A 15,225-nucleotide genomic window follows, 5' to 3' on the forward strand; every position below is an offset into this window, starting at 1 on the left:
TCCTTTTCTCATCGTGCGGACCATACGGGTGATTCTGGACGATCTTCGAACTTTGCAGTGCCTAAGATCCACTGTTGTGACAGAGAGTCAATATGCCGCAGTCGCCCTGGACTCGGCTGATGTGGTCGTCATCGGGGCCGGCCCCGCCGGCCTGGTGCTGGGGAACCTCTTACTCCGCCGCGGTATCGACTGCGTCGTCCTGGAACGCGCGGGTCGCGAAGACATCCGGAAACGCGCACGGGCCGGCTTCCTCGCCGCGAACACCGTACGCATCCTGGCCCGCAACGGTCTGGACGGGGGACTGCGCCGCCGCGGCCAGGAACACAGCGTGTGCGAATTCCGCACCGAGGACGGCCGCTTCCGCCTCGACTACCGCCACCTCGGCCGGGGCGAGCCCCACACCGTCTACCCCCAGCACGAACTCGTCGCCGACCTGCAGGCGCAGTTCCTCGACTCCGGGGGGACCATCCTCTTCGACACCGAAGCGGTCGCCGTGGCCGACGCCGACGGCCCGACGCCCTCGGTCGCCGTGCGGGACGGCGACGGGCGCCCGGGCCGGTGGCGGGCCCGGTTCGTCGCTGCCTGCGACGGCCGCCACGGGGCGGGGCGGCGCTCGATCCCGCCCGGCGCGGTCCAGCGTCACCACCGCGACCACGGTGTGACCTGGCTGGGCCTGCTCGCCGAGGCGCCGCCGAGCCTGGACGCCGTCGGCTACGCGCTCCACCCGGGCGGATTCGCCGGGCACATGGCCCGATCCGCCGAGATCACCCGCTACTACCTGCAGTGCGAACGCGGAACCCGCGCCGATGCCTGGCACGAGGAGAGGATCTGGGACGAACTCGCCCTGCGCATGCGCGCGGCCGAGTACGGACTCCTGCGGCGCGGCCCGTTCCTCCAGCGCACCGTCGTCGACCTTGAGTCCGACGTCCTCGAACCGCTGCGCCACGGCTCGCTGTTCCTGGTGGGCGACGCCGCCGCACTGATCAGCCCGTCCGCCGCCAAGGGCGCCAACCTCGCGGTGCTGGAAGCCGAGATCCTGGCCCACGCCCTGACCGACGCGCTGGTCCACGGCGACCCCGGGCAGCTCGCCCGCTACTCGCAGCGGTGCCTGGTCCACATCTGGCGCGCGCAGGAGTTCTCGCACTGGATGGTCCGCCTCCTGCACGACGCCTCGGACGCCGAAGGGACCTCGCTCTTCCACGAGCGCCTGCGCCGTTCCCGGATCGCCTCGCTGCGTACCTCGCCCAGCCAGCAGGACTGGTTCGCCGAGAACTACGTCGGCATCTGACGGGCTTCCTCTCCCTTCCCCGTCCTCTCCCCGCCTCATCCCTCCCGGGGCCCGGGCCGGCGGCTGCCCGCGCCCGCACACGGTCCTCCCCCTCACATTCGGACACGGACATGCACTCCCAACCTCCCTTCACCATGCCCACGGCCACGATGACGGCGGCCGCCGTCGACGACGCGGGGCGGCTGAGCGCGACGGCCGCGTTCGTGCGCGAACAGGACACCTGCGACCTGCTCTCCCGGGTGCTGCCCGGACTCGGCGGTCCCGAACTGCGGGCACTGGCGGACCAGTGCCGCTTCGCGCACGCCGCCGTCCTCGTGTTCCCGCCCGACGAGGACGCGCTGCGCAGCGAACTGGCGGCGTGCGGGCTGCCCGCCGACGCTCCGGCGCGGCCCAGCGTCGTCGTCCGCGAACGCCTCGCCGCACGCCACCGCCGCGACCTCGCCGATCTTGACGTAAGGATTCTCCGCCCCGAGGTCCGCGGCCCCGCCGGAGAGCACCGGGCGGTCGAGGTGTTCGCTCTGACCGTGCCGCCCGGCAGCGGACTGTCCCCGATCGCCGCCGACGAACGCCGCCGGGAACACGAGGCGCACCTCGCCTTCGACGTCGTACGGCCCGACCCGCTGGTGCTGCGCGGGCTCCTGGCGAGCTTCGCGTGGCAGGGCGCGACCGCCGACGGCGGCGGCTACAACCTGCACGAGGACGGCACCGTCTTCTACTTCACCGCCCCCGCCGACACGAAGACGGCGTACCGGCGCGTGGAGCTGTACGCGAGCGGCGACCACCGCGACGTACTGGCCGAGCACCTCGGCCGACATGACGGCGCGGCGAACCCCGCACGGCAGCAGGGCGAGCCGCAGCCGGCGGAAACGCTCCTGCGGCTGCTGACCGGTGCCTGGACCACCCAGGCCCTGGCCGCGTGCGCACAGCTGCGGCTCCCGGAGGCCATGGACCGCCACACCGCAACCGGCACCGCGGAACTCGCCCGGACCGTCGGCGCCCACCCGGAGAGCCTGGCGACCCTGCTGCGGTACCTCGCCATGCTGGGCGTGGTACGCGACGGCCCGGACGGCTTCCGCCTCACCGGCGTCGGCGCACTTCTGGACGCGCAGGCGCCCGGCTCGATGCGGCCCCTGGCACTGATGTACGGCGGCCCCTTCTACCAGTCCTTCGCGCACCTCGCCCATACCGTCCGCAGCGGACAGCCCGGATTCGAGCACCTCTACGGCGAGAACCACTTCGACCACTTCGCCCGCGACCCCGAACTCGCCGCACTCTTCGACCAGTCCATGGCGTCGAGCGCCCCCATCTTCACACCCCTCCCCGCGCACCCGGTCCTCACCGCCGCCGCCACCGCCCCCGGCCGCCCCCGTACCGTCGTCGACATCGCCGGCGGCACCGGAGAACTCCTCGCCCGCATCCTGACCGCCCACCCCGCCCTGCGCGGCATCCTCCTCGAACGCCCCCAGGTGATCGCGGCGGCCCGCACGCGGCTGGCCGCCACCCCCGCCGGCGGACGCTGCGGCTTCCGGGCGGGCGACTTCGCGGACGTCCCCCCGGGCGGCGACGTCTACGTCCTGTCCCGCGTCCTGCACGACTGGGACGACGACCGCTGCCGGAGCATCCTGCGCCACTGCGCCGACGCCATGCCCGGCCACGCCGACCTCCTCATCGTCGAACGCCTCCTGCCGACCGACGCCGGAGCCTCCCTCGCCACCGCGTGGGACCTCCACATGATGTGCAACACCGGCGGCCGCGAACGCACCGCCGGCCACTACGCCCGGCTGCTCGACGACTGCGGCCTCACCCTCGTCGGCCACACCCCGCTCGCCCTCGGCGCCCACACCCTCCACGCCCGCAGAACCTGACCGGGCCTCCCCGCGCCTCCCTGCGCGGTCGCGTGCCGGTGGGCATGACGGAAGCCTTACGGGACGGTGTGGGAGCCCCTGGCGGACCGCCCGGGTGCGTAGCGTGCGGGGATGCGCGTACTTGTGACGGGAGGCGCCGGGTTCGTCGGCGCCCAGGTGGTGGACGTCCTGCGGGACCAGGGGCACGAGCCGGTGGTGCTCGACGCGTTGCTGCCGGCCGCCCATCCGGTCGAGCCCGCGCTCCCCGACGCGGAGTTCCTCCGCGCAGACGTCCGGGACGCCGACGCCGTACGCGGCGCCCTGCGCGGGGTGGACGCCGTCTGCCACCAGGCGGCCATGGTGGGCCTCGGGAAGGGCTTCGCGGACGCCCCGGACTACGTGTCGTGCAACGACCTGGGTACGGCCGTGCTGCTGGCGGGCATGGCCGTGGCCGGTGTACGCAGGCTCGTCCAGGCCGGGTCGATGGTGGTGTACGGCGAGGGCCGGTACGAGTGCCCCGAACACGGTGTGGTCCGGCCCGGCCCGCGCGCGGCCCGGGACCTGCGCGAGGGCCGGTTCGAGCCGCGCTGCCCGTGCTGCGGCGCCGCACTGGTGCCGGGACTGGTGGCGGAGGACGCCCCGCTGGATCCGCGCAACGTCTACGCGACGACCAAGCTGGCGCAGGAGCACCTGGCCGCGTCCTGGGCGCGGACCACGGGCGGCTCGGCGGTCTCCCTGCGCTACCACAACGTCTACGGTCCGGGGATGCCCCGGGACACCCCGTACGCGGGCGTGGCCTCGTTCTTCCGCTCCGCCCTCGCCCGTGGCGAGGCGCCCCGGGTCTACGAGGACGGGGGCCAGCGCAGGGACTTCGTCCATGTACGGGACGTGGCGCGGGCCAACGCGGCGGCGCTGGCCGCGCTGGCGGCGCCGTCGCCCGAACACGTCGGCGGCCGGCACACCGCCTACAACACGGGCAGCGGCGAACCGCGTACCGTCGGGGAGATGGCGGCGGTGCTCGCGCGGGCCCACGGCGGCCCGGAGCCGGTGGTGACGGGGGAGTTCCGGCTCGGGGACGTCCGGCACATCACGGCCGACTCCGCACGCCTGCGGCGGGAGCTGGGCTGGCGGCCGGAGGTCGGGTTCGCCGAGGGGATGGCGGAGTTCGCCGCGACGCGGCAGCGGGCGTCGTCCGGGGTCAGGTGAAGCCTCAGGTGAGGCGTGCGTCGTCCCGGGCCCGGTGGAGCGGGCGTCGTCCTGGGTTCGGTGAGGCGGGCGTCGTCCCGGGCCCCGGGACGGTCGTCGTCCCGGGTCCGGTGAGGCGGGCGTCGTCGTCCTGTGTGCGGGGACGCGGGCCCGGGAGGCGGTCCCGCGGCCGTGTCCCGGTCAGGCGAGCGGCAGGGTCACCTCGAAGCGGCAGCCGCCGGGGACGTTGCGTACGTCGGCCCGGCCGGCGTGGGCCTCGACGATGCCCCGTACGATCGCCAGCCCCAGCCCCGCCCCGGACGGCGGGGTGCGGGCCGGGTTGCCCCGCCAGCCGGTGTCGAACACGCGCGGCAGGTCGTCTTCGGCGATGCCTCCGCACGCGTCGGTGACGGAGAGCACCGCGGAGTCCTCCCGGCGGGCCACGGCCACCGCGACGGTGCCGTCGGCGGGTGTGTGGCGGATGGCGTTGACGATGAGGTTGGCCAGGACCCGGGTCATCTCCTTGCCGTCCACCTCGACGGGCACGTGCGCGATGTCCTCGCCGCGCAGCCGCACACCGTGCTCCCGGGCGAGCGGATCGGCGCCCAGCAGGGCATCGGCCGCCAGGTCCCGCAGAGAGATGCGGCTGGGCGTCAGGGCCAGGGTTCCGGCATGGATGCGGGAGAGTTCGAACAGGTCCCCGACCATGGTGTCGAGGCGCTCCACCTCGGTGCGGATCTGGCGGTGGTAGCGGGCCGGGTCGGAGGCGACACCGTCCTCCAGGGCCTCCGCCATCGCGCGCAGCCCGGCGAGCGGGGTGCGCAGGTCATGGGAGATCCAGGCGACCAGTTCGCGGCGGGAGGTCTCCAGGGCGCGCTCCCGCTCCCGGGAGGCGGCCAGCCTGGCGCTGGTGGACGCGAGTTCGCCCGCCAGACCGGCCAGTTCGGCGGTCGCGGGGGCGGACGGCGTGGTGAAATCGCCGTCCTCCCCGAAGTCCCGGGCGGCGAGCGCGAGGTCGTGGCTGCGGGCCACCACCCAGCGACCCATCAGCAGGGCCGTGGCCAGCGACACCACCGCCGCCATCGCCACGACCAGGGTGACCACCGTGAGGTCGTGCGGCGACAGGAACATCGCCCACGCCACGGCGAGGGTGCCCGCCAGCATGGCCGTGACGGCCACGGCCGCCACCACCGTCAGGGAGACGGCGACCGACCTACGCCGCAGCAGCCGCAGGACCAGCGCCCCCGCCGCCCCGGCGCACACCGCGCCACCCAGCGCGAAGAGGGCGATGAGCAGGATGTCCCTCACGGCCGCACTCCTTCCGCCTCGTCGGGACAAGCCGTGTCCGGGGCGTCCGGCGTCCCGGCCTCGAAGCGGTACCCGACACCCCACACGGTCTGGATCAGCAGCGGCGAAGCCGGATCGGCCTCGATCTTGGCGCGGAGCCGGCGGACGTGGACGGTGACCGTGGAGAGGTCGCCGAACTCCCACCCCCACACGTCCCGCATCAGCTCCTCACGGCTGTGCGCCCGGCCCGGCCGGGCCATGAAGTGCGCCAGGAGATCGAACTCGCGCAGGGTGAGGGCCAGTTCGCGCCCGTCCTTGGACGCCCGCCGGTCGGCCGGGTCGACGACGATTCCCGCCGCGCGCAGCGGGGCCCGCCGCTCCCTCCCCTCGCCGCCCTCCGCGCCGCGCCGGCTGCGGCGCAGTACGGACTCGACCCGCAGGACCAGCTCGCGCGGGCTGAACGGCTTGGTGACGTAGTCGTCGGCGCCCAGTTCGAGGCCGGCGATCCGGTCGTCCTCCGTCCCGCGGGCCGTCAGCATGATCACCGGCACGGGCCGGTCGGCACGCAGCCGCCGGCACACCTCCAGCCCGTCGAGGCCCGGCAGCATCAGGTCGAGGACGACCAGGTCGGGTACACCGCGGGCGGCCAGGACAAGGGCGGCGGGGCCGTCGGCGGCGTGGTCGACGCGGTGACCGGCCCTGCGGAGGTATCCGGTGACGACCTCCGCGACGGTCGGGTCGTCGTCCACGACGAGGATCCGGGCGGGGGGTGCAGGCGTGCTCATGCTCCCCAGTGTCGTACGGCCGGCCGGGCACCGTCTTCCCCGGCGGCCGGACCCCTCTGTGCCGTCCGTGTTTCGTAAGGAGTCGGTGGCCCCGTTTCCCCGGTCGGGTTCCTACGGTGGCAGGCGTGACCGATCATCCCCCCGTGGGCAGCGAAGCGAACGTGGTCCTTCCCTGCCTGAACGAAGCCGAGGCACTGCCCTGGGTCCTCGCCCGCATCCCCGCCGGCTGGCGCGCCCTGGTCGTGGACAACGGCTCCACCGACGGATCGGCGGACATCGCCCGCTCCCTCGGGGCCACCGTCGTGACCGAGGCCCGGCGCGGCTTCGGCGCAGCCTGCCACGCCGGACTGCTCGCCTCCAGGGCCGAGTTCGTCTGCTTCTGCGACTGCGACGCCTCCCTCGACCCCGGGCTGCTGACCGGCTTCGTCCGCACGATCGCCGACGGCGGGGCGGACCTGGTCCTCGGACGCCGCCGGCCGCAGGGCCGGGGCGCCTGGCCCGCGCACGCACGGGCCGGAAACCTGGCCCTGTCCCGGATGCTGCGGCGCCGTACCGGCCTGCGCCTACACGACCTGGGGCCGCTGCGGGCCGCCCGGCGCGAGGCACTGCTCGCCCTGGGCCTCACCGACCGGCGCTCGGGATACCCGCTGGAGATGGTCGTCCTGGCCGCCGACGCCGGCTGGCGGATCCGCGAGGAGGACGTCCCGTACCTGCCCCGGTCCGGGAAGTCCAAGGTGACCGGCACCTGGCGCGGCACCTGGCAGGCGGTCCGCGACATGCGCGCCGTACTCGCCGAACCGCCCCGCACCGCCTCCGCGGTCTCTCCCGCGGAGGGCGCCCGGTGACCGCCCTGCTGGTCATCGCCAAGGAGCCCGTGCCCGGCCGGGTCAAAACCCGCCTGACCCCTCCGTTCACCCCCGACGAGGCGGCGGCCCTGGCCGAGGCCGCACTGGCGGACACCCTGGAAGCGGCGGCCGCCACACCGGCCGCCCGGCACCTCCTGTTCCTCGACGGTTCCCCCGGCCCGTGGCTCCCGCCCCGCTTCGAAGTCCGGCCCCAGAGCTCCGGACAACTGGACGCACGCCTCGCCGCGGCCTTCACCGACTGCGGCGGCCCGGCCCTGCTCATCGGCATGGACACCCCCCAGGTCACCCCGGACCTCCTCGGACCCGCCCTCGGATTCGACCGGTACGACGCCTGGTTCGGCCCGGCGGCCGACGGGGGGTTCTGGGCCCTGGGGCTGGCCGACCCGGACCCGGCCCTGCTGCTGGGCGTACCCATGTCGGTGCCCGAGACCGGGGCGGTGCAGTACGAGCGGCTGCGCGCGGCCGGGCTGCGGATCGGACTGCTGCCGGTGCTGCGGGACGTGGACACGGCCGCCGACGCCGGTGAGGTCGCGGCCGCGCCACCGCACGGCCGGTTCGCCGCCCTGCACGCCCGGCTGACCGCGTCGCCCGAGGCGGTACGGTGACCGCCCCCGGCGAGACCGCCCCGCGGACAGCGGCCCGCAGGCCCTGGCGGGACGACCCGTACGCCACGGCCCTGCGCGCCGGGCAGGGCCCCCTCTTCCTGCGCCGTACGGACGGCTGGTTGATGCCGCTGGAAGTGGAGCGGTGGCTCGCCGACGCGGACTCGGGCGACGAGAGCGTCCTCGCCCGCTGCCGGGGCGCTGTGCTCGACGTCGGCTGCGGCCCCGGCCGGCTGGTGGCCGCCCTCGCCGAGCGCGGCCACCTGGCCCTGGGCGTGGACGTCAGCCCGGCCGCGGTGACCAGCACCGTCCGGCGGGGCGGCACGGCACTGTGCAGGTCGGTCTTCGGACCGCTGCCCGGCGAGGGACGCTGGACCACGGTCCTGCTCGTCGACGGCAACATCGGCATCGGCGGCGACCCGGCGGCCCTGCTCGGCCGGGCCGCCGAACTGCTCGCCCCCGGCGGCCGGGTGATCGCCGAAGCCGCCCCGGTCGAGGTGGACGAGCGGTGCGAGGTCCGCCTCGACGACGGCCGCGGCACCCTCGGCGTCCCCTTCCCCTGGGCCCGGGTGGGACCCGAGGCCCTCAGCCGCCAAGCCGGCCGGGCCGGCTGGACGCCCCTGCACCACTGGACCCTGTCCGGACGGACCTTCACCGAACTCGGATTCGCTCCTTCCCGCGCCGCCGCCGGACGAGCAGCACCGACGCGAGCGTGACCACCGCCACCGCCGCCAGGACCAGCGGCAGGTCGCGGCCGTACGGCAGGGGGAGCGCCGGCGGGTTCGGCGCAGCTGCCGCAGTGGCAGCGGCAGCGGCAGCGCGATCAGCACCAGCGCCCCCGCCGTGATCAGCGCGGCGTGGACCGCCCGCCCGCCCGGCACGGCCGCGACCAGCAGGCCGGTCGCGGCCGCCGGCGGTGCGACGAGGGCGTCGTGCACGACCAGAGCCCCGCCCAGCCACAGCAGCACCCCGCGCGGATCGGGCCGCGCCGCCGGATGCCCCCGCCGACACCGATCAGCACCAGCCCGAAGGCGATGTGGCCGGACAGCCAAGTCGGCGGCTGCCGGAGGAAGTGGCTGACCAGCCCGGTCGGGAAGCACACCGCCAGGGCCGCTCCGAGCCACCGCCCGAACACCGTCGCCGTGCGCGGGCCGTGCAACCGGCCGGAGAACGAGGGCGGACGGAGGGCGCGCAGCCGCAGGGCGAGGGGTGGGCAGCAGCCGCGGAACGGCCGGACGCCGTCGGCCGGGGGAGGTTTTTCCACGACCCCAGGCAACCGTCCCGGGACGGCCGGGAGGCAGATCGGACACCTTACGGAACACGAACGCCCCGCCCTGCCGGTGCCGCCGACGGCCCGCCCGGTGCCAGGGTGGGCCCGTGACCCACCCCCGTCCAGCACGCCCCCTCCCCACCGCCGGCCGCGCCGCAGGTGTCACCGGTCCGGGCCGGTCCGGAACCGTCCGCGCCACCGCGGGCACCGCCGTCCTGTTGGCCGCCCTTACCGCCGCGCTCGTCGCGACCGTCCGCCACGACGGGTACTTCGCCGACCCGGCCGGGCTCTCCTGGCGGTACGCCGCGTGCTGGACGCTCTTCGGGGCGGCGGCGTGGACACTGCGGCGTGCGCCCGCCCGGCACGTCGCGGCCCTCGTCCTCGCCGGCGGCATCGCCGTGGCCGCCACCGGTCTGACGGCCGCGCCCCGCACCAGTACCGACTCCTTCCGCTACGCCTGGGACGGCCGCGTACAGGCCGCCGGCATCTCCCCGTACGACCACGCCCCGGCGGACCCCGCCCTCGCCGGCCTCCGGGACGGCTGGCTCTTCCCACCCCGCGAGGACTGCGCCCGGCCCGACCTCTCGTCGCTGCCGGGCGGCGGATGCACCCGTATCAACCGCCCCCAGGTCCACACCGTCTATCCGCCCGCCGGCGAGGCGTACTTCCTCCTCGTCCACACCCTCTCCCCGGACGGGGTCCGCCACAAGGCGCTCCAGACGGGCGGTGCGGCCTTGGCCGTGGCCACCACACTGGTCCTGCTGCGCGTCCTGCGCCGCCGCGGCGACCCGCGCAACGCCGCCTGGTGGGCCTGGTGCCCGGCCGTGGCCGTCGAAGCGGTCAACAACGCCCATGCCGACGCCCTCGCCGTGCTCCTGTCCGTCGCCGCCCTCGCCCTGACGGTCCGCCACCGGGCGGCCGGCGGCGCGCTGCTGGGCCTGGCCACCGCCGCGAAGCTGCTGCCCGCCGTACTGCTCCCCGGCGCGCTGTCCGGCGTACGGCGGCCCCGCGACTTCGCCGCCACCCTGCTCCCCGCCGCGGCCGTCCTGACGGCGCTGTACCTGCCGTACGTCCTGCTTTCCGACGCCTCCGTCCTGGGATACCTCGGCGGATACGCCGAGGAGGAGGGCTACCAGGACGCCGCCTCCGGCAACCGCTACGCCCTGCTGCGCCTCGTCCTGCCCGACTCCTGGGCCCTGCCGGCCGTCCTCGTCGGCACGGCCGCGGTCAGCCTGTACGCGATCCTCCGCGGCGACCCCGAACGCCCCTGGTCCGCAGCGCTCCTCGTCACCGGCACCGCCTTCCTCCTCACGACACCCGGGTACTCCTGGTACGCCCTGCTCCTGGTCGCGCTGGTGGCCCTCGACGGCCGCTGGGAATGGCTCGGCGTCGCCGTCGCGGGCGCCGCGGCCTACCTCACCTCGCGTGCGCTGCCCGGTGCCGGGACCGTGATGTACGCGGCCGCCCTCCTCGCGGTCCTCGCGGGCCACGCGATCCGCATCCACCGTGCCCGCTCCACATCCCGCGGCCAGCCGGCACCCGGTACGCAGGGTCGTGCGGATGACGGGCAGTGAGGTGAGGGGGAGGAGCGGCCAGGGCTACCGGGCGGCGCTGCTCCACCCGGCCGTGCCGGAATACGAGTCCAGCAGGTCCACCACGAAGACCAGGGTCGAGCCCGCCGGGATCAACGGCGAGGGCGACTGATTGCCGTAGCCGAGACGCGGGGGAACGATGATCTCGCGCCGACCGCCGACCCTCATGCCCCGCACCCCCCGGTCCCAGCCCTTGATGACCTTGCCACTTCCCAGGGCGAACTTGAACGGCTCGCCCCGGTCCCAGGAGGCGTCGAACTCCTTCCCGGACTCGAAGGCCACCCCCACGTAGTGGACCCGGACCACCATGCCCGGCTTCACTTCGGCCCCGTCCCCGACCACAAGGTCCCGGACGGTCAGCTCGGTAGGAGCGTCACCCTCCGGAACGTGGACCTCGGGCTTCGCCAGCTCGCTCATCGCCGCCTCATCACTCTCCGTCGACACTCCGGAGACTCTAGAAGAATCCGAGCCCTTTCGGCTGCGGGGCGGCCCTGGGAGGAGGGCCATGCTGGCCCTCGGTACGGTCGGCCCGGGGCGGCGGCGCAGCTCTCGATCAGCGTGCTCTGCCGAGATCGCGAGGCGGCTCGAACGTCCGACCTCGACGGTCAGCCGGGAGGTCTCACGCAACGGCGGTCCCGCGGGCTACCGGCCCCAGCAAGCCCACCAGGCGACCGCCCTGCGGGCACGGCGTGGTGCCCTGGAGCCCCCACGCGCGGGCGGATCGGCGGGCGGAACGACGGGGGACGAGATCGTCGAGCTGGCAGTCAGGTCCGGGATGCCGAGGATGACCGCTCGCGTACACGTCGACCTGCTGCTGTCGGCGGACGGCAGGCCCACCGCAGCCGAGCTGACCCGACGGCTACAGGTCAGTCCGGCCTCCGTATCAGTGGCCGTGAACTCCCTGGTCCAGCACGGATACGTGCGTCGTGAACGCGAGCCGCAAGGGCGGCGCGACGTCTACGTCGTCGACGGCGAGGCCTGGTACCACTCGATCGTCATCAGCGCTCAGCAGACCCTGGAGGCGGCGCAGGCCGCGATGGAGGTGGCGGAGGCCCTGGGCCCCGACAGTCCGGCGGGGCATCGGCTCGCCAAGGGCGGAGCGTTCCTGGAACGCGTCATCCACGACATGCGAGATTCCGCCGACCGCTGGCGCCCCCTCCTCACGTGACGGGCCACCGCGGCCTCCTCCCGGGCTCGGCGCTCCACACGGCACGTGGAGGGGACCGATCGGCTCATGCGGAGCGGCCCGGCAGGGGGCCAGCCTGGCTGTAGCGGGAAGGGAACGGCCGCGTCCCGCCGGAACGCAGTGCGACGCGGCGACCCGGCCGCTTGAGGAGGGCTGACCATGACCACCGACCTGGGGCGGCGGCTCGCCGCCCGTCGAACCGCGGCCGGAATGAGCCGCGAGGAACTGGGGGAGCGCTGCGGGGCGGACGCACACTACATAGCCTCCTTGGAGGACCGCGCCGTCCTCCCGACGGCCGGAGTGCTCGTCCGCCTCGCGGAGGTGCTCGGCACCACCGTCGACGCCTTGGCCGGTCCCCGCGCTGCTCACGATCCTGGGCGGCCGGTCACGCGGCCCCGCACGGACGCCCAGCCGGTCGTCCTGGACGAGGAGGAGTGCCGACGGCTGCTCGGCGTCCGTGGCATCGGCCGGGTTGCCGTCTTCACCGCGGACGGCCCGGCCGTCCACCCGGTCAACTACCTGATCTCCGAGGACGGCATCGCCTTCCGGACCGGGGCCGACTCGGTGCTGGCCCGGGCCGCCGGCACCGAGGCCGCCTTCGAGGCGGAGCAGATCGACGAGGTGGCGGCGAGGGGGTGGAGCGTACTGGCTGTGGGGGTGATCGAGGCGGCCCCCCATCCCGCCGCGCTGGGGCGCCGGGCCGATTCCGCCCACGCCACGCCCTGGGCGGGCGGAGAGCGCACCCACTGGATGACGATCGCTCCGCACCGGCTCACTGGCCGGCGGGTGGAGTACCGTCCGTGACTCGGGCGGTCCGCGGAGAACGTGGCTGGGCCGCGGGGCGAGGCAGCGGGCAGGCCCAGCCGGCCGGGAGCCGGCGCGTACCGTCCGAGGCGGCAGCCGCGGATCACCTCGTACTCGGGAAAACGGGGCCTCGTGAAACGGGGCCTCGGTCTGCGGATCACTGTCGTTGCGCGTGTGCTTCCTCAAGGGTGAGGGCGGCCCAGCACGTCCAGCCGACGGGCTGGAGTATCCAGAAGCCGATGATGCGGTAGAGGAACGTCGCGGCGATGGCCTGTCCGGGAGGCATGCCATAGGCGATGAGCAGTGCCGACAGCGTCGCCTCGGCGATCCCCAGGCTGCCCGGCGTGAGACGGAGGCTGCTGGCGATCTGCGTGAGCGCGTACGCGAGAAGCAGCCCGTGCCAGGGGACTGCGAAGCCGAGGGACCAGATGCACGCGGTCAGGCACCCCAGGTCGAACACCCAGTTGAGAAGGGCGAACACGAGTGGCCAAAGCCATGGAAGGGGGCGGGGCTGGATCCTGCGCGCCTGGCCGACGAGGTCGGTCAGATCGGCGTCCACCTGCCTGAGCCGCGTGGACCGTCCGACCGAACGGGTCCGAAGGCGCCGCAGGAGGCGGCGCACGCCGGAGAGGCGGCTCAGCCCGAGGAGCACCGCCGCTGCGGCGAAGGCCGGCAGGATCACGTAGAGGAACACCGGCCGGACGGCGGCACCCGGTCCCGACGGGCCGGCGACGAGGGTGCTCAGGGTGAGCAGCAGGATCAGGCTCGAAGCCGAGGCGATCCCGGACGCGACCAGGACGGCCGCGGCGAGCACCTGGCCCGCGCCGCGACGGGACAGGCTGTGCAGCAGCCAAGCGGCGGAGAACGCAGCCCCACCCGGCAGCAGGCCGGCCATGGCGTTGCCGGCGACGGTGGTGCACGTCATCCTGCCCAGGCCCATCGGGACGCCGCCCGCGCGCAGCAGCCAACGCGGCACCGCGGCGAAACACACGACCGACAGCACCTCACACGCCAGGGGGAGGGGCAGGCGAGCCAGCCGGACCGCGGTGACCAGGTGGTAGGCCTCTGCGATCTCGGCCCGTCGTGAGAGTGCGAACAGGACAGCCGCCGCCACGAGGATCCCGGAGAACAGCCACCAGAGCCAGCCCGGTCCGGCGCCCCGGAGGAGGCCGCCGCTCCTGTCTCGTGCCTGTGGCATCTACCGTCACCTTCGACGCTGCCGACGTGTTCCGGGCGCCGCAGCGGCACCGGTTCCGGATCGCGCGGGACGCCGCGCCGCGCTTCACACCTCCTGGCTCCCCCGGGCAAGGGTGAGCGCCGCGTCGCTGCCGACGGTGAGCGCCGCGGAGAAGGGGGCGCCTTGCCGGCTGAGACAGTCGCGCAGCCAGTGGGCGTCGCGGAGGGGGGCTCGACGGAGGGTGAGGCGGCGGGCCTGGAAGGGGGTCAGGCGAAGTTCTCTGAGTGCGCCCGTGGCCGCGTCGAGGCGGGCGGTGTAGAGGAGGCGGAGGTCGTCGCGGTACTGCTCGTGGCCGGTGATCCCTTCGTAGTCGTTGACCAGGTCTCCGCAGCCGTAGAGGATCAGCCGGCCGCGGTAGACCTCCAAGGGGCGGGGGTGGTGTGAGGAGTGGCCGTGGACGAGGTCCGCGCCGCCGTCGACGAGGTCGTGGGCGAAGCGGATGTGCGCGGGCGGGATCCGGTAGCCCCAGTTGGAACCCCAGTGGATCGAGACGGCCACCAGGTCACCGGTCCGGCGGACGGCCTCCGTGCGGGCGACCAGTTCGGCCGCGGCAGCCGGCGAGGGTGCGGACACGAGGGCGACGCCGCTGCGTTCCGGGGTGGCCGCCCAGTCGAGGGGGATGCCGCTGGAGGGCAGTCCCACCGAGAAGACCAGTAGCCGAGGCCCAGGGCCTGAGGTGGCTCCCGGAGGAGACGGAGGAGGCCGTAGCGCGACCTCGGCCGGCCGCCATGCCTCGGCGGCGTCACGGCCCGCGCCGGCGGTGGCCAGCCCGGCGGCGTCGAGGGCTTCGAGGGTCTCGGCCAGCCCGTCCCGGCCGAAGTCGAGGACGTGGTTGTTGGCGAGGACGCACACGTCGGGCCGGGCGGCGGCCAGGCACGGCAGGTTCGCCGGATTCATGCGGTAGTGGACGCTCTTGTCAGGGGCGAAGGCGTCCGCGCGCGTCACACTGGTCTCCAGGTTCAGAAGCCAGGCGTCCGGCCGGGCCGCCTGAAGCTCCTCAAGCAGGTCCCCCCACGGCCTGGCGTAACCGGCGGGCCGCGGTACCGGTCCGTGCGCGGCCGCGGCCATGTCGACGTACGACCGTGCGTCAGTGACCCAGGGCTCGGCGAGCCGCGGGTCGCCGGGGTGCGGCAGGATCTGGTCGACGCCCCGGCCGAGCATCACGTCGCCGGCGAGGCAGACGGTGACCTCGCGGTCCGACCCCCGGCTACCGCTCGCATCCACACCTCCACCGTAGGCGCGAACCGGGCCGGTCGGACACCGGCGCGGGGCCCCGCTC

At 74.7% G+C, this 15,225-nt stretch carries 14 protein-coding genes; 9 read left to right on the forward strand and 5 right to left on the reverse strand.

Translation table 11 applies throughout. The features are described from left to right. The first annotated feature begins 76 nt into the window (after positions 1 to 76). From ACFWFZ_RS00320 to ACFWFZ_RS00330, 3 genes are all read left to right on the forward strand, one after another. Positions 77 to 1,288: a 4-hydroxybenzoate 3-monooxygenase gene (locus ACFWFZ_RS00320; protein WP_387114315.1), complete on the forward strand. Its 1,212-nt coding sequence runs from the start codon at positions 77 to 79 to the stop codon at positions 1,286 to 1,288. A 134-nt stretch (positions 1,289 to 1,422) separates the two neighbouring features. Continuing rightward, positions 1,423 to 3,153, forward strand: a complete 1,731-nt coding sequence (locus tag ACFWFZ_RS00325; protein ID WP_387114318.1) for a methyltransferase — start codon at positions 1,423 to 1,425, stop codon at positions 3,151 to 3,153. A gap of 111 nt (positions 3,154 to 3,264) precedes the next feature. Continuing rightward, entirely contained in the window at positions 3,265 to 4,338 is a 1,074-nt protein-coding gene (locus tag ACFWFZ_RS00330) for an NAD-dependent epimerase/dehydratase family protein (protein ID WP_387114321.1), read from the forward strand. Between the two features lie 180 nt (positions 4,339 to 4,518). Here ACFWFZ_RS00330 and ACFWFZ_RS00335 read toward each other — a convergent pair whose 3' ends face one another. After that, positions 4,519 to 5,625 carry a sensor histidine kinase gene (locus ACFWFZ_RS00335; protein ID WP_387114324.1) on the reverse strand — a complete coding sequence of 369 codons (1,107 nt, stop codon included), beginning with the start codon at positions 5,623 to 5,625 and terminating at the stop codon, positions 4,519 to 4,521. Continuing rightward, a complete protein-coding gene (locus tag ACFWFZ_RS00340) occupies positions 5,622 to 6,389 on the reverse strand; it encodes a response regulator transcription factor (RefSeq protein WP_387114327.1) in 768 nt (255 codons plus the stop codon). The genes ACFWFZ_RS00335 and ACFWFZ_RS00340 overlap by 4 nt, the downstream gene beginning before the upstream one ends. A gap of 125 nt (positions 6,390 to 6,514) precedes the next feature. On the opposite strand from ACFWFZ_RS00340, the gene ACFWFZ_RS00345 reads away from it, so the two are divergent. From ACFWFZ_RS00345 to ACFWFZ_RS00360, 4 genes are all read left to right on the forward strand, one after another. After that, positions 6,515 to 7,234 carry a glycosyltransferase family 2 protein gene (locus ACFWFZ_RS00345; RefSeq protein WP_387114331.1) on the forward strand — a complete coding sequence of 240 codons (720 nt, stop codon included), beginning with the start codon at positions 6,515 to 6,517 and terminating at the stop codon, positions 7,232 to 7,234. Further along, positions 7,231 to 7,860, forward strand: coding sequence for a DUF2064 domain-containing protein (locus tag ACFWFZ_RS00350; protein ID WP_387114334.1), 630 nt, complete (start codon positions 7,231 to 7,233; stop codon positions 7,858 to 7,860). The genes ACFWFZ_RS00345 and ACFWFZ_RS00350 overlap by 4 nt, the downstream gene beginning before the upstream one ends. Further along, positions 7,857 to 8,573 carry a class I SAM-dependent methyltransferase gene (locus ACFWFZ_RS00355; RefSeq protein WP_387114336.1) on the forward strand — a complete coding sequence of 239 codons (717 nt, stop codon included), beginning with the start codon at positions 7,857 to 7,859 and terminating at the stop codon, positions 8,571 to 8,573. The genes ACFWFZ_RS00350 and ACFWFZ_RS00355 overlap by 4 nt, the downstream gene beginning before the upstream one ends. A gap of 661 nt (positions 8,574 to 9,234) precedes the next feature. Continuing rightward, entirely contained in the window at positions 9,235 to 10,701 is a 1,467-nt protein-coding gene (locus ACFWFZ_RS00360) for a glycosyltransferase 87 family protein (RefSeq protein ID WP_387114339.1), read from the forward strand. 24 nt (positions 10,702 to 10,725) lie between these two features. Here the strand turns inward: ACFWFZ_RS00360 and ACFWFZ_RS00365 are convergent, their stop codons facing one another. Further along, on the reverse strand, positions 10,726 to 11,136 hold the full coding sequence (locus ACFWFZ_RS00365; protein WP_387116218.1) for an FKBP-type peptidyl-prolyl cis-trans isomerase: 411 nt from the start codon (positions 11,134 to 11,136) through the stop codon (positions 10,726 to 10,728). 367 nt (positions 11,137 to 11,503) lie between these two features. On the opposite strand from ACFWFZ_RS00365, the gene ACFWFZ_RS00370 reads away from it, so the two are divergent. Next, the gene (locus ACFWFZ_RS00370; RefSeq protein WP_387114342.1) at positions 11,504 to 11,887 is read left to right on the forward strand and encodes a GbsR/MarR family transcriptional regulator; all 384 of its coding nucleotides are present in this window, start codon (positions 11,504 to 11,506) and stop codon (positions 11,885 to 11,887) included. Between the two features lie 177 nt (positions 11,888 to 12,064). Then, positions 12,065 to 12,709, forward strand: a complete 645-nt coding sequence (locus tag ACFWFZ_RS00375; protein ID WP_387114345.1) for a helix-turn-helix domain-containing protein — start codon at positions 12,065 to 12,067, stop codon at positions 12,707 to 12,709. Between the two features lie 157 nt (positions 12,710 to 12,866). Here ACFWFZ_RS00375 and ACFWFZ_RS00380 read toward each other — a convergent pair whose 3' ends face one another. Both ACFWFZ_RS00380 and ACFWFZ_RS00385 read right to left on the reverse strand, forming a co-directional pair. After that, positions 12,867 to 13,907, reverse strand: coding sequence for a YbhN family protein (locus ACFWFZ_RS00380; protein WP_387114348.1), 1,041 nt, complete (start codon positions 13,905 to 13,907; stop codon positions 12,867 to 12,869). A gap of 84 nt (positions 13,908 to 13,991) precedes the next feature. Then, positions 13,992 to 15,170 carry a CapA family protein gene (locus tag ACFWFZ_RS00385; protein WP_387114351.1) on the reverse strand — a complete coding sequence of 393 codons (1,179 nt, stop codon included), beginning with the start codon at positions 15,168 to 15,170 and terminating at the stop codon, positions 13,992 to 13,994. Between the last annotated feature and the right edge of the window lie 55 nt (positions 15,171 to 15,225).

It is taken from the genome of Streptomyces sp. NPDC060232, assembly GCF_042726555.1.
Lineage (GTDB): Bacteria > Actinomycetota > Actinomycetes > Streptomycetales > Streptomycetaceae > Streptomyces.

What these genes read in the sequence shown, in the direction of transcription:
- ACFWFZ_RS00340 (WP_387114327.1), bottom strand. Translation starts at nt 6,389, where the DNA reads ATGAGCACGCCTGCACCCCCCGCCCGGATCCTCGTCGTGGACGACGAC.
- ACFWFZ_RS00375 (WP_387114345.1), top strand. Translation starts at nt 12,065, where the DNA reads ATGACCACCGACCTGGGGCGGCGGCTCGCCGCCCGTCGAACCGCGGCC.
- ACFWFZ_RS00380 (WP_387114348.1), bottom strand. Translation starts at nt 13,907, where the DNA reads ATGCCACAGGCACGAGACAGGAGCGGCGGCCTCCTCCGGGGCGCCGGA.
- ACFWFZ_RS00365 (WP_387116218.1), bottom strand. Translation starts at nt 11,136, where the DNA reads ATGAGCGAGCTGGCGAAGCCCGAGGTCCACGTTCCGGAGGGTGACGCT.
- ACFWFZ_RS00325 (WP_387114318.1), top strand. Translation starts at nt 1,423, where the DNA reads ATGCCCACGGCCACGATGACGGCGGCCGCCGTCGACGACGCGGGGCGG.
- ACFWFZ_RS00370 (WP_387114342.1), top strand. Translation starts at nt 11,504, where the DNA reads ATGACCGCTCGCGTACACGTCGACCTGCTGCTGTCGGCGGACGGCAGG.
- ACFWFZ_RS00330 (WP_387114321.1), top strand. Translation starts at nt 3,265, where the DNA reads ATGCGCGTACTTGTGACGGGAGGCGCCGGGTTCGTCGGCGCCCAGGTG.